The sequence below is a fragment of the Enterococcus dongliensis genome (assembly GCF_031927985.1).
Lineage (GTDB): Bacteria > Bacillota > Bacilli > Lactobacillales > Enterococcaceae > Enterococcus_A > Enterococcus_A dongliensis.
This window is the reverse complement of record NZ_JARPZC010000012.1, coordinates 16754-30023: the sequence shown is the minus strand read 5'-3', so window position 1 is coordinate 30023 and position 13270 is coordinate 16754. Positions and strand designations below refer to the sequence as shown.

Annotated in this window: 15 protein-coding genes; 5 read left to right on the top strand and 10 right to left on the bottom strand. The window is 37.9% G+C overall.

What is annotated here, in order from left to right; translation table 11 throughout:
* Nucleotides 1–35 precede the first annotated feature (35 nt).
* Nucleotides 36–2603, bottom strand: a complete 2568-nt coding sequence (locus tag P7D84_RS09505; protein ID WP_311806241.1) for a transglycosylase domain-containing protein — start codon at nucleotides 2601–2603, stop codon at nucleotides 36–38.
* Nucleotides 2604–2782: 179 nt separating this feature from the next.
* Here P7D84_RS09505 and P7D84_RS09500 point away from each other — a divergent pair, with 179 nt between their 5' ends.
* Entirely contained in the window at nucleotides 2783–3733 is a 951-nt protein-coding gene (locus P7D84_RS09500; protein WP_311806240.1) for a hypothetical protein, read from the top strand.
* A 34-nt stretch (nucleotides 3734–3767) separates the two neighbouring features.
* Here P7D84_RS09500 and P7D84_RS09495 read toward each other — a convergent pair whose 3' ends face one another.
* Both P7D84_RS09495 and P7D84_RS09490 read right to left on the bottom strand, forming a co-directional pair.
* Nucleotides 3768–4304 (bottom strand): prolyl-tRNA synthetase associated domain-containing protein, encoded by a 537-nt coding sequence (locus tag P7D84_RS09495; protein ID WP_311806239.1) that lies wholly within the window; start codon nucleotides 4302–4304, stop codon nucleotides 3768–3770.
* 62 nt (nucleotides 4305–4366) lie between these two features.
* Entirely contained in the window at nucleotides 4367–5827 is a 1461-nt protein-coding gene (locus tag P7D84_RS09490) for a helix-turn-helix domain-containing protein (protein ID WP_311806238.1), read from the bottom strand.
* 483 nt (nucleotides 5828–6310) lie between these two features.
* Between P7D84_RS09490 and P7D84_RS09485 the strand changes: the two genes are divergently transcribed.
* Entirely contained in the window at nucleotides 6311–6481 is a 171-nt protein-coding gene (locus P7D84_RS09485; RefSeq protein WP_311806237.1) for a hypothetical protein, read from the top strand.
* 35 nt (nucleotides 6482–6516) lie between these two features.
* On the opposite strand, the gene P7D84_RS09480 is transcribed toward P7D84_RS09485, so the two are convergent.
* Complete coding sequence (locus P7D84_RS09480; RefSeq protein WP_311806236.1) at nucleotides 6517–6885, bottom strand: YccF domain-containing protein; 369 nt, start codon at nucleotides 6883–6885, stop codon at nucleotides 6517–6519.
* 123 nt (nucleotides 6886–7008) lie between these two features.
* Here P7D84_RS09480 and P7D84_RS09475 point away from each other — a divergent pair, with 123 nt between their 5' ends.
* Both P7D84_RS09475 and P7D84_RS09470 read left to right on the top strand, forming a co-directional pair.
* Complete coding sequence (locus tag P7D84_RS09475) at nucleotides 7009–7932, top strand: alpha/beta fold hydrolase (protein ID WP_311806235.1); 924 nt, start codon at nucleotides 7009–7011, stop codon at nucleotides 7930–7932.
* Between the two features lie 36 nt (nucleotides 7933–7968).
* Nucleotides 7969–8610, top strand: coding sequence for a carbonic anhydrase family protein (locus tag P7D84_RS09470; RefSeq protein ID WP_137604122.1), 642 nt, complete (start codon nucleotides 7969–7971; stop codon nucleotides 8608–8610).
* A gap of 130 nt (nucleotides 8611–8740) precedes the next feature.
* On the opposite strand, the gene P7D84_RS09465 is transcribed toward P7D84_RS09470, so the two are convergent.
* The 5 genes from P7D84_RS09465 to P7D84_RS09445 form a co-directional block, all read right to left on the bottom strand.
* Nucleotides 8741–9373: a pentapeptide repeat-containing protein gene (locus P7D84_RS09465; protein WP_311806234.1), complete on the bottom strand. Its 633-nt coding sequence runs from the start codon at nucleotides 9371–9373 to the stop codon at nucleotides 8741–8743.
* Nucleotides 9374–9617: 244 nt separating this feature from the next.
* The gene (locus P7D84_RS09460; RefSeq protein WP_170999800.1) at nucleotides 9618–9779 is read right to left on the bottom strand and encodes a hypothetical protein; all 162 of its coding nucleotides are present in this window, start codon (nucleotides 9777–9779) and stop codon (nucleotides 9618–9620) included.
* Entirely contained in the window at nucleotides 9776–10360 is a 585-nt protein-coding gene (locus P7D84_RS09455) for a DUF1700 domain-containing protein (RefSeq protein ID WP_311806233.1), read from the bottom strand. Before P7D84_RS09455 ends, P7D84_RS09460 begins: the two co-directional genes overlap by 4 nt.
* Nucleotides 10357–10671: a PadR family transcriptional regulator gene (locus tag P7D84_RS09450; RefSeq protein WP_137604125.1), complete on the bottom strand. Its 315-nt coding sequence runs from the start codon at nucleotides 10669–10671 to the stop codon at nucleotides 10357–10359. The genes P7D84_RS09455 and P7D84_RS09450 overlap by 4 nt, the downstream gene beginning before the upstream one ends.
* A gap of 297 nt (nucleotides 10672–10968) precedes the next feature.
* On the bottom strand, nucleotides 10969–11343 hold the full coding sequence (locus P7D84_RS09445; RefSeq protein ID WP_311806232.1) for a YxeA family protein: 375 nt from the start codon (nucleotides 11341–11343) through the stop codon (nucleotides 10969–10971).
* Between the two features lie 217 nt (nucleotides 11344–11560).
* Between P7D84_RS09445 and fsa the strand changes: the two genes are divergently transcribed.
* On the top strand, nucleotides 11561–12214 hold the full coding sequence (fsa, locus tag P7D84_RS09440; RefSeq protein ID WP_311806231.1) for a fructose-6-phosphate aldolase: 654 nt from the start codon (nucleotides 11561–11563) through the stop codon (nucleotides 12212–12214).
* 144 nt (nucleotides 12215–12358) lie between these two features.
* Here the strand turns inward: fsa and P7D84_RS09435 are convergent, their stop codons facing one another.
* Nucleotides 12359–13261 carry a DNA/RNA non-specific endonuclease gene (locus P7D84_RS09435; RefSeq protein ID WP_311806230.1) on the bottom strand — a complete coding sequence of 301 codons (903 nt, stop codon included), beginning with the start codon at nucleotides 13259–13261 and terminating at the stop codon, nucleotides 12359–12361.
* Nucleotides 13262–13270 lie beyond the last annotated feature (9 nt).

The window sequence follows — 13270 nt, the reverse complement described above, 5'->3', positions numbered from 1 at the left end:
TCATAGATCATTGCTCTTTTTGATTGGAGATTTTTTTACTCTTTTTCTTCAGCTAATTTTTTCTTTAATTGATTGATTCGTTTATCGAGATCAGCGCTCTGATTTTTTGTGTCAGTAATTTGATTTTTTATCGTAGTTAATTCTGAATCACGTGCGGCCTTTTCATGAGCATATTCGACCTCTTTATTACGATAGACATTAGTATATTGATCAGAAAGAGTCCCACCAGATGGTTCGACTTGTTGAATCAGGGCGAAGACTTGTTGGGCATATTGATCAAAGATTTGCCAATTATCTTGTGAGTCGGTCACGATGATCTCAAGCTGACTCAATGTATCGATTCGTTCAGCGATTAGTTGATTACTGAAGGTAGAAGCTTCTTCGACCATTGGTGTATTCAACTTAGCAGCTGTTAATTCATTCGCTTTTTGTTTTGCTAATGTATCAATCGCAGCTGTTGCTGTTTGTAACGCGTTTTGACGGGTCTGTAAAACTTGTTTGGTTTGGCTAGAGCGTGTAATCAATTGACCGCCAACTTTTTGTACAGAAGCAGGCATTTGGAAATCAATGTCTTCTTTTCCATTGTTCAAAAGGTCCATCGTTTGCTTGAAGATCTCTTTAGTTGCCTGACCAACGCTGGTATTATCTTGTGGTTGTGGCGTGTCATCGCCAGCCCAGACGGCCACGGTATAATGAGGTGTGGCACCAACAGTCCATAAATCTTTGGCTTCATCAGTTGTTCCAGTTTTGACGGCCCAATATTGATTGTGCGCCAAATTTAAACTTGCTGCTGTTCCATCTGCGTTTTGATGGACAGCTTTCATCGTATCGATGGTCAAATAGGCGGCATCATCACTGTAAATTTTTTGTTGTGTAAGATCATTTTGAGTAAAGACTTCTTGACCAGTATCTTTGCGCTTAATCGTGTCGATATTTAAAGGCGTACGGTAGTTTCCTTGGTTTACTAAAGTTGCAATTCCGCTGGACATTTCTTGTGTAGTTGCACCGTAAGTCATACCACCGACAGCGATGATTGGATTATCATCCGCCACATCTAAGCCAGTAAACTGCATCTGTGCAAGTGGTTGGTAGATTGCTTCTTTCAGTTCATTTCGATTTTCCTCAGCTAATTTATACGCAACGACATTAGAAGAAATTGCCAGTGCATTCCGCAAGGTCAAATTTCCTTTTGATCCGTTATACACATTATTAGGATACGTACTATTAGGCCGATCGTCTGAAACGGTACTTGTTTCTAACAGGCCGCGTTCATAAGCCGGAGCATAAGATACTAATGGTTTGATCGCTGATCCCGGCTGGCGGTAAGAAAGAAAGGCTCGATTGTAATGATTGCCTTCTTCACCACGTCCGCCAATACTTGCGACGACGTCACCTGTTTGATTATCAATGACAGTCATGGCCGCTTGTTTAGTATAAAAATCATTTTCAGCGTTACGATCTTGCCAAGCGTTCATGACAGTTGTCAAGATTCCTTGCAATTGGTCATGCAGGGCAGGGTCAATGGTTGTCTTGATTTGATACCCACCGGAAAGAATCCGTTGATATACTTTGTTGTATGCCGTTTTGTACTCTTTGTTATAACGCTCTTCTTCTTCCTTTGAATCAAACTGGTATTGGAAACGGAAATCTTGTTGTCCCATCAATACTTTTGTTGCAGAATCGACGGCTAAGGCGACTTCATTATTGTCCAATTGATTATTCAGTGCATTGCTGTGAATCTTTGCTGAAAAATCATCTGCTAAAGCTTCTTCGTATTGTTTGTTTGTGATATAGCCTTGTGCGTTCATTTCTTTTAAAATTAGTTTGGCTCGTTTTAATGCATTTTTTTTGTTAGTTGTTGGATCAAAAATCCCAGGATTATTGGTGATGCCAATCAATGTAGCTTTTTCTAGTAAGGTAGTATCGTTGATGGATTTACCCAAATAAACTTTCGCTGCGGCATTGATTCCATAAGCTCCGTGACCAAAATACACATTGTTCAAATAATATTCTAAGATCTGGTGTTTCGTGAAGCGTTTTTCTAGAGCTTGTGCCATCACCATTTCTTCAACTTTCCGGGAGATGGAGACTTCCGGCGTTAGATAGATATTCTTCACTAATTGTTGAGTGATCGTTGATGCGCCACGAATCCCTCGTCCGGTTGCGGCGTTCAATCCGATTGTCAGCAAACCTTGTGTATCGACACCGTGATGTTCATAAAAACGTTTGTCCTCAATGGAAATCAAGGCTTGTGAGACTAATGGATCCATCTTTTCATACGTTAGATAATCCCGTTCTTGGGTCTTGAGCTCTTTGATGACTTGTCCATTTTTATCTAAAATCGTTGTAGGATGGTGCTGTTTGAAGTCGCTCTCTTGGATTTTTGCGGCGTGTTCTTCACCCGCATCAATCGCTGCAGTCACTTCTTTTCCATATTTTTGGAAGAAGAAAATCGTTCCGGCGATTATTAATAAAAGAATCGCCGCAAGGATACTTAGCGAGATTTTAGTTGATTTGCCTATTTTTTTTCGGGAATTCTTTTTTTTCGGAGTGTTTAGTTTTTTTTCTATTTTTTTCTGATGTCGTTCTTGTCTTTTTGCCATATTTGCCTATCCTTATCGAATCATTTCTTCTAGTGTAATAGAAAATGTACAGAATAACTATCCTATTCATATTTTTCCAAGAAAAAATTTAGATTATCCCTAAAATAGTCTGAGAATTGTTGGAAATACTTGACGCTTGATAAATTAGTCGCCACAATAAGGAGGAAATGAGGTGACCTATGAACACAGCAAAAAAATGGTTGATCTTTTGGGGCGTTCTGGCTGCGTTGTTCGTTGGCTTTTTTGGCATTGTATTAAGTGGAAATTTCCCACAATTTGCAATCCCGTTTAGTGTATTTGCCAGTGATGATAAAGCAAAGAAAAAAGAAGAATTGCCAAAACTAAAAATATTAGCACTTAGAGATGTCAATGATCAAGAATTACTAAAACAGCAGATGGAGAAAGTAGAAGCTTTAAATCAAGCATTTAAAGATAGTGTCAACTTTTCAAGCTCACAAGCAATGGCAGACACGATCGAGAAAATCTACGGTTCTGCTAAAGAGGGAAAAAATAGTTTTGACCTTTATCGAAAAATCTATCCTATGGTGAGTTCAGAAGAAAATGGTTTTGTCAGTGTGAATTTGATTGGTTTTGGTCAGCGCTTAGTTAACGATCAACCGATGACGGTCCAACGTCAAGTATGGAGTTTTACAGATACAAATGGAAGGCGGCATGATTATACTGTAAGGCTGCGTTTTAATGAGCAAGAATTAGCTGAATTGACAGCTGAAGAAGGCAGTGAGGTCAAATCAGTCATTACAACAGATGATACCTATTTGGATAAGTCAGCAGATTTTGAAACAGCTTGGTCGGAAGTGGTTCGTCGTGGTACGGACACGCAACTTTATCGTGAAATGAAAAAAGTAGGTCTAAATAGTGATCAAACCGAGTTCAAAGCATTAGAAAAAAGCATCGAATTGACTGATCCAAGCGGATTTTTTGACTTATTCAAAGAAACGCGCGGCGATTTGACACATGCGTATTTGGCGGGCTTTTATCATACCAATACACCGACAGATGGCCAGTCAGATTATTATTTCCGTGTCCCGACTTCGGAAAAAAATATCGCAGAATTTCTAGTAGTCTATGATCGACTCCAACAAAAAATCGTGTCGATTAATCGAAACTAATCAAAAAAAGTGTTAGGAGTAGTCGCTCCTAACACTAATCAATCAAGACAGCCTTATGACCAGTATAAGGGAGAAATGTCTCAAATAAGTCAGCCGTTTTCAATTTCATATAATTTGTTACTGAACCAGAACTGCAACCGTACCACTCACGTTGAGCAACAGAGCGGTCAAAGACCAATTGGATTTCATGTTCGGGATCGTTTAACAATCCAAAAATCGTCGCTGCGCCGGGAATGACGCCTAATCGTTCTTTTAGTAGTTCTGTTGAAGCAAAGGAAACACGGGGGATTGCTAATTTTTTACCAAAATCTTTAGTAATAAATTTAAAATCAGCCGGTGTGATATAAAGGTAGAATTTCGTTTTTTTCTGATTACACAAGAAAATCGTTTTCACTACTTCGATTCCTAAGCGATCATCAATAGCGCTACAATCTTTCATTGTTAATGCTTCACCAGTGGCCACTTGATAAAAAGGGATCGCTAATTTTGTCAATGTTTCGTAGGTCAACTCTTCTAATTCAGAACCAAATGTGATCGGCGGGGTCGTATACATCTCACTTACGTAAACCATAGTAGTCTCCTTTTTGTTTGTGATAAATAATACAATACCCGTTTTTGATCAAGTTCTCAAGTTCAAGATGAAGGATCGCTGATTTTTGACAAATCTTTTTTTACCAGAGCAGCTAAAATAATTTCAATATCTTGGTAATCGGTAGTAGAGATGTTTGACCGGATAATGACGGATTCCTGCTCTTCTAGTAGAAAATTTTTACAAGATGGTGAAGTACCAATTATCAGCTGAGCAGATCGAGGATCTTCAACAAAGTGCAACTGATAACGATTTTTGAAATATAAATGGATTTTTTGTTGAATGAAGACACTGAAAAGCTCACTATACTCTGAAAAAACATAAACAGTTATTTTTGGTAAACAATTCTCTAAAGGAAAAAGAGTCACACAAGTTAAAAAGGAGTAGACACGTAATTGCTTGTGCTCATAATCAGGCATTTTTTGAATCAAATCCCTCCAAAAGGTTTCAAAGCGGCGAGAATAATAAGGAAATTGAGTACACACGCAATTTAGTGCCACGCTGCTTCTAAGTCTATCAATCATTAAATCATTTAACTGGAAAAATTCTAGTGCCGCGTAATGTTGGTTTAATTTTTTAGCAATCAATCTTTGTTCTTGTTCATTCAAAGGCCTGAAATGCTGCGTAAAACACGTTATCCACTGCAAAACAGCTTGATCCAAGAATGAATCTTCCGCTGCATTTTTTGGCTGTAATTCAAAATTAGTCAAAAGGGAACTATAAAGTGCATAAAGAAAAAATTGCCATTCATCGGTATTCCAATTTCTTAAATAAGTTGGTTTTTCAGGATAACTAAAACGAGCTAGCTGTTTTAGTTCGACTTGATCGAAACAAAGCTGGCCTTTTTTGCTCAGGGATTGATTCGTGATCAATAACCAAAAACTGATGATTTCTAGATTTGTTGGATTGTTTCTGAGCTTTAAATCGTTCTCGAGCTGTTGAGCAATTTGGAAATAGGCATTCGTATCGATTCCGTCTACTTGGCTGAACTGTTGGTGGAATTCTCTAATAAAAAGATAATAGAACCGCCGGATATCTACTTCGCGTCCTTTTAAACGAATCGTTGTCGCACAAGAAATATAAAGGCCATAATCGCTAAGTTCAAGGTTGATTTCTTTGATTTTTCGTCGAAGTTTTGACTCGCTGATATTTTTAGCCAGGCAGAATTGGATAGCTGACAGCTCTCGTTTTGCTAAAATCGTATGAATGATCTCACAAGCAAGATCATGTTGATAAAGATAATTGGTCAGTGATTGGAGATTGGTCGAAGAACGCTCTAATTGAATGCCACGACCATTATTTATCCGCAAATTTAACGAATAATCTTTATCTGCATAAAGTACATCAATGATCGTTTGTAATTCCTTACAATTTACACGAATCGTTCCAAGACTCGCTGAGCCGATACGTGTTTGTAATTCTTTTAAGGAGATCGGCATTTGTAGACGATCTAAGATTTCGATAATCTGAATCTTCAACAGCGTATTTCTATCCATCCCAAGCATGAATGTTCCTCCATTCTGATTTACTAAGAACAAGTCGCGCTGTTATATATAATAAGATGAAAGAATAGTTAATACAAATTAATCACTAATAAATGGCAAAAAATTAAGGATTATCCTAAAGAAATATCATAAAATAGTTATTTTAAATATAACTATAGTTATATTTAAGAGTATTTATTTTTGCTCAGAAAGAGTGAATAAACTGTTTTCTTATTTTTTCAGAAATCATTTTTAATCAGCAAGCGATTGTAATTGAGTAAAGAGTGCTTCTATCGATAGAAGCTGATAAAGAGAAAACTTGTTGAAGAATGGTAGGTGAGTAATGGATAAGAATCAAAGAGGCAGAAACTATTTTAATAGTGGGGCTGTTTACTAAAGAAGAAATGATGCTATTTTTTCAAACAATTGGATTAGATTTTTAGGACTTTACTTGCTGACACAATTATTTCACGTTACACTACAATAAAAAAAGGAAGTGGCTTTTTGTATTTAATCATATTAGTGATTTTTATCATTTTAGTTGGAGCGTATAATATCTATCTCAATCTTGCGCGTCGAAAGAAAAAAAAGCTGACTCCGCTGATGGTCAATATTCAAGTGACGCTAAATATTGTATTGGTTGTCGCAGGACTGTTCTATTTAATTTTTGGATAAGAAAAAGAGGAAGACGGTCGTCGTTCCTCTTTTTTTTAATGAGTATACACAATCTGTGCACCAAAAGGCATCAATGCGAGCCGAGCAAGTTTCAATGATTGCATCGCAAATGGGATACCTATAATCGTAATCGCAAGCAGACCTGCGCTGATTAGATGTCCTAAGGCTAAAGGGATACCGGAAACAATCAACCAAATAATATTGACCAGCAGATTCATACCAGCTGTGTGATATACGACATCTTTGCCAAATGGGGCAAAGCTCAGCTGAGCAAATTTGAAACACTGCAAGCCGATTGGGATACCAATAATAGTGATGCACCATAAAATCCCCGCAGCACACCAAGTCAATCCTCCAATCAAACCACCAAAGATAAACCAAATAAAATTACCTAAACAAGACATATGTCATTCCTCCATTTGTTGACCAGTATAACATTTTTTAAATAGATACCAGAAAGTCACTAGCAAAAAAATTATCGTTGTGCTAAATTCATTTAAAATGAACTGAGAAGAAAGGAGTCTATTATGCTGGAACAATTTGAATTGCTTTCTGTTGATCGAAAAACCATGTTAAAAGGCTATCATTGGCCTTGTGAAAAACCATGGGCAGTCCTCCAAATAACGCATGGCATGGCAGAACATTTACTGCGTTACCAGTCATTAGCGAATTATTTAAATACACAAAAAATCGCGGTAATCGGTCATGATCATCTTGGCCATGGCGGATCTGTTCAAGGGCAGCCCTTAGGATATTTTCATGATCAAACGCTAACACACGGCATGGTTCAAGATTTATATCAAGTAACTCAATGGGGAAATAATCGCTATCCGAATGTCCCGCTTTTTATCCTAGGACATAGTATGGGATCATTTGTCTTACGCAATTATTTATCTGATTTTGGTCAGTCGATTACAGGGGCCATTCTAGTAGGGACTGGCCAGCAGCCGATCTGGCTGACGCGTTTTGGTCAACAAGCTGCAAAATTATTAGGCAAGCTTCAAGGAGACAAACATCCTAGCAGATTCATCGATCAGCTAGCTTTTGGCAATATGAATCGTAAAATCTCGAATAAAAGAACAGCTAAAGATTGGTTAGTTAGTCTGCCAGAAGAAGTTGACGCTTACTTAGCTGATCCTAACTGCGGATTTTTATTTACTTTGAGTGGTTATCAGGAACTTTTTACCCTAATCATTCAGGCACAAGATCCTAATTTACTGAAGAAAATACCTAAAGACTTGCCACTATTATTTTTATCTGGTAAAGAGGACCCAGTTGGTGAATTTGGAAAAGGAGTGATGAAAGCAGCGAATACGTATCAAGCTGCCGGGCTAGAACACGTGACAGTCCAGCTCTATGAAAAAGCTCGACATGAATTGTTAAATGAGGCTCAAAAATTTACAGTTTTTCATGATATTTGCAAATGGATGGAAAAAAATTCTGGAAAATGATATTATTGAAAAAATTCTAAGTATTTGAGGGATTGTATGAGAGCAGAATTTCTGATTGATTATTGTCACCAAGGGGATTGGCAGCCGCAATGTGGTCAGCAGCAATCACCAATTGATATTCAAACCACTCGAATTGAACCAACCGATGCGCTTGCAAAAGTGCAGGTAAACTTTGCTAAAACGACTGCTACCTTTCTTAATAATGGACAGAATTTGCAATTGTTAGGATCCGGACAAGCATTGTTCAATCAGCGCCTGTTTCAATTTGTTCAAGTGCATTTTCATGCCGATTCTGAACATCGAATTGATGGACAGACGTTTCCTTTAGAAGGACATTTCTTATTCCAGACGTCCAATGGTCAACAGGCAGTTATGGGAATATTTTATCGAGCAGGAAAACACAATCCTGATTTTGACCATATTTTAAACCAATATGATCACCAGCAAGGAGAAGGTGAGTTCTCGGTAACCCACTTGATTCCTGAAAATAAAAGTTATTATCATTACATTGGCTCGTTGACGACACCGCCTTTGACAGAAGGGGTAGAGTGGTATTTAATGCATACCGTTTTAGAAGTATCGACAGAGCAGATTCAACGTTTTATTGCTATCCACGGAAGAAACAATCGTGGATGCCAAGCGCTGAATAATCGGAAAATATTGAGCTTTAAAGAATAATCGCCGCTTAATTGGCCGCTGTTGTTTTAGGTGCTGGGTAAGACTTGAAGTTAGTGCGTATTCCGGTTTGAAAGAGATGTACTTCTCAAGAAAAGAGCAGGGAACGAATTTTTAATTGTTTTAAAAAAAATTACATGTAGCCCTCTGCTTCTTTGCGAGTCAACCAAAAATGAATCCCGCCAGTAGAATCTGCCCAACGATTGGGATTGAATTTTTTTGCTTCCACCCATTCACCGACACGGTAAATAAATTCACTATCAACATAAGAGACTGCCTCGTCATAATCTTCCATTGTATACATGTCTTTGATTGTTAATACTTTGGCTTTATCACAGCGACAACAAGTATTTGTGGCTGAAGATCTGCGAGCATCAGCCGGGATCAATAATTGTACAATTCGAAAGTCGAAACACTTCTTATAACCGATGAAAGGCCCTGTTGCTGGACAATACAGATCAAAAAACTGCGTCTGTTCATCGTGGATAATCCCTGCTAAATTTGCATGTTCTAACATAGCAAAAAATAAATTTGCGCCAGAGATATCTGCCTTTTGCAGATTGGAGCCTTGAAAATCAGTTCCTTTTAAGGAAGCACCTTGTAAAAGGGCACTAGAAAAATCACAATCTCGGCACAAACAGTTATCGAAATTCGCCCCAGTCAGATCTGCATTAGAAAAATCTACATTTTCGAAGGTCATATCATGAAAATCTGCATTTCTTAGCTTGCGAAATGAATAGTCATAATCTTTAAGTCTGTTACTCATGGAAATCCTGTCCTTTCTAAAACCTTTCTTCCTAGCTATTTTAGCACCCTATAGCATGAGAAGCCAGATTTCTACGATGAAACGATTGTAAGCGCAGACAAATTTGAGAATAGTTGACTAGTTTCTGCTGAGTATCCTTTATGGGAATCTTTTTGGAAGAATTAGTTTTGTCTATTTTTAAAAATAAGGTGTCATTTGCGTTCTGAAGCATAGTAAAAAAATCGAATCAGCCAGATTTGATCGTCTAATCACCTAAATTTACAACATTGTACCATCGATGATGGTCAGATGTTGTTTTATACTGTTCGATGGAAAAGCCTGATAAAGCGTAGCCTAACAATAGCAATAAAAGTCCGCTGCCAATTAAATAAGCGGCAACTTTAGGAACCAAATGTTTTATTCTCATATTGAAACGACCTTTCTTTGAAAAATATTTCGGCGGATAATGCGCATTAAGTTGTAATGCATCGTGATAAAGACGGCACTGAATTTATAAGTCACCCACATACATAATAAACCAAAACCAAAAAGAAGCATGCCAATACCAAGTTGTGAGATTCCCATAAAGAATGAATCAAATAAGACAAATGGACTAGTAAACGCAGCAACGACACCGCCAATAATTGTTCCGCCTGCTAAACACGCGCCTGTAAACGGAATACACCAGATCACAATATCTATACTCAAAAGTATCAGAAAGAAGGCAAGGGCTAAACTTCCCCACAAGGGAAAACCGAGAATCAAAAGAACAATCCATAACCAAGTGAAGCGACGAGGAACTTTTACTTCAGTACCTACACCAATCGCTTCGTCAGCTAGTTGTTTAGGATCTCCTAGTTTTGCGACGGCTGCTTTTTCAGAGTAACCATCTTCGATCAAATCTAAAATCATTTCATCATAATAATCGATCAACCGCTGGATCTCATTAGGTCTAACCTCATAAGCTAAATAATTGCTAAACGCCTTGATAAACTCTTCACGATTCATTTTTCAACACTCCTCTTAATGTAATGATAAACAGCTTCTACGTCAGACCAATCTTGTAAAAACTTCTGGATGCTAGCAAACCCTGAATCTGTTAAGTGGTAATATTTTCGTATACGGCCATTATGGATTTTTGAATACGTAGTGACTTTTTTAGTTGTTTCTAGCCGTTTTAGAATCGGATAAAGTGTCGATTCCGTCAACTCAAGTTGCGGATGAATTTCTTTGATAATCTGATAACCGTAAGAATCTATCTGCACCAATGAGGCTAATACACAATATTCGATTAATCCTTTTTTTAATTGACTATCCATGCCAACACCTCGCTATACCCATACTATATATTACATAGTATAGTGAAACTATCCGACTTAAGACCTATTTTTAACACTACTGTAAGAAAGTCTACTAGCTAAATGACTGAAGAAATAGCGAGCTTTTAAGTGATGAAGATAAACAGGTTCCTGATAGACTATCTTTTAGGGTACAAAAAAACTATGACAGTTCTTCGGTCATAGTTTCTGGATCAAAAGCATCAGTTAAATGTATTATAAAAGGGACTGCCAGTGAGAAAGTCCATCGATTTTAGAACTAGAAAACAGATTATACATTTATGCTCGATGATCAATTTCCTTTAAGGCATTTTCTGGTACTTGATCGCGTCGTACCTCTTCATATGTTTCAATATGAGCTCCTTTGTTGGTCAGCTTTAAATAGCGGTTGGTTTTCAATCGCGTGAGTCCGTTAAAGCGGATGGTTCGAGTTTTTCCGTCTTTATTAGCAGCAAGTTGTTTGTAACTGGCGGTTCCGTATCCATTGACTGACTCTGGCTCCGTAGTTTTTACATAAAGCACGCCTTTTGGTACTAGGGGATTAAGCTGATCTAAGGTACCGGCGACTTCGCTAGCTGAATGATTGGAATAGAGCATCGCACCAACTAATAAAATAAATATTCCGATAATCATACTAAGTATTTTTTTTAACATTGTTTAAATAATCTTCCCTTCAATCTTGATAAATCTAGCTTATCAAGGTTTTGAGAAGGGGAAATCCGACGAGAGACTGATTTATAGCTAACAAAACTGTCACAAATCATTTAGCGGATAGGAAGAAACAAAGAAAAGTGGTATACTTCATATATCATCTTAGAAAGCGCTTTCTAAAAAGTGTTGATAGGAAAGAAAATAAGTATAGGGGGAGAACATGAAATTTTTTCTAGATACAGCAAACATTGAGGAAATCAAACGAATCAATCAGCTCGGCTTGGTAGACGGCGTTACCACTAATCCTACAATCATCGCAAAAGAAGGCAAGGATTTTGAAACGGTCATCAAAGAAATTTGCGGGTTAGTCAATGGTCCAGTCAGTGCTGAAGTGACTTCTTTAGCCAGTGAAGAAATGATTCGTGAAGCTCGTCAAATCAATCAATGGGCCGATAATATTGTAGTAAAAATTCCTATGACAGAAGAAGGGCTTAGAGCAGTTCACACGATTTCTAAAGAAGGAATCAAAACAAATGTCACATTGATCTTTTCAGCGGCTCAAGGATTAATGGCTGCTAAAGCTGGAGCAACTTATGTCAGTCCTTTTTTAGGTCGCTTGGATGATATTGCTTCTGATGGGATTCAACTAGTTAGTGATTTGAGGGAGATTTTTGATATCTATGGTTTTGAGACGGAGATTATTGCAGCGAGTGTTCGCCATCTTGGACACGTAGAAGCTTCAGCCTTAGCCGGCTCAGATATTGCAACTATTCCAGGAAATCTATTTCCTAAATTATGGAGTCATCCGTTAACGACCAATGGAATTCAACAATTCGAAACAGATTGGCAAACTTATCAAGAAAAACAAAAATAAAAAAGGATCGGTGAGTGACAACTTGCCGATCCTTTCGCTGTTATTGATTTATTCTAACGAATGTCTTAACCGATGATCCGACTTACAGATTCGCTATTTAGTTGAATGATAAAAAACAGGACATTTTAAGAAAAATGATTTCCATTATTTTGCGGGGCGATAGCCTGCTCTTTTCGCTTCATCGACTGTTTTGAACCATGCTTTTGGATTGGTCGTCTTATCGTAGTACTTACTGCCGGGTAAGTGATAGACCCCACTTTTTGATCCTTTGATTAGACCCTTGCCAGAACTATCGACATATTTCTCAGTTCCAGAAGCAGAGTCAGTAGTTTGTGATGGTTTTGTGGTGCTTGTACCATCGGCATAATTTAATTCCACTCCTTTTTGGACATTAAAAATATAGACGTTAAAATAAATATCGCTACTATCGATAGATTGAGCCATCATATGGACTCCGCGAGGGAGAAGCTCATCTCCGCGGAATATTGGGACAACCGAGTAGCGGACGTAATTTTTCTCGCTTTTTTCTAAATAATAGGTGACATCCATTTCAAAACGCAACATCTCAGGACTGTTCAATTGACGCGTGCCGGTGATCAGGTTTTTCCAATTCGCATTTTCGCCGGTTAGCTGGTAGCCAATCAAATGAGAACGATTGAAAAGATATTGACCATTGATTTTCTTACTATGCCAACCTGTAGGCGTCACGCTAGAGATGTCTCCGCGTTTTTCTGTCGGCATCAGCTTTTTATTTAATAAGGCTTCAGCACCAGTTGCACGATTGAGAGAATCTAAGTCACCATATTTTTCCCAAGGTCCGTTGGCAATAGACAAATCTTTTTTGGAAAAAGTAGGTTTGTTCTGATTGATTTCAATCGTTTGTGTTCCTTGGTAGTCAAGCTTGGCCAACTCTTGCTGGGACTCAACGACTTGTGACTGATCTTGTGTTGTCGGTTTCGATGGGTGGCTCTGATTTTGTATGCTGTAAACAGCAAAACTAGCTACTAAAATAAAAATTACTGCAGCTAGCTTTCTCTTTTTTGACAAAAAAATTAC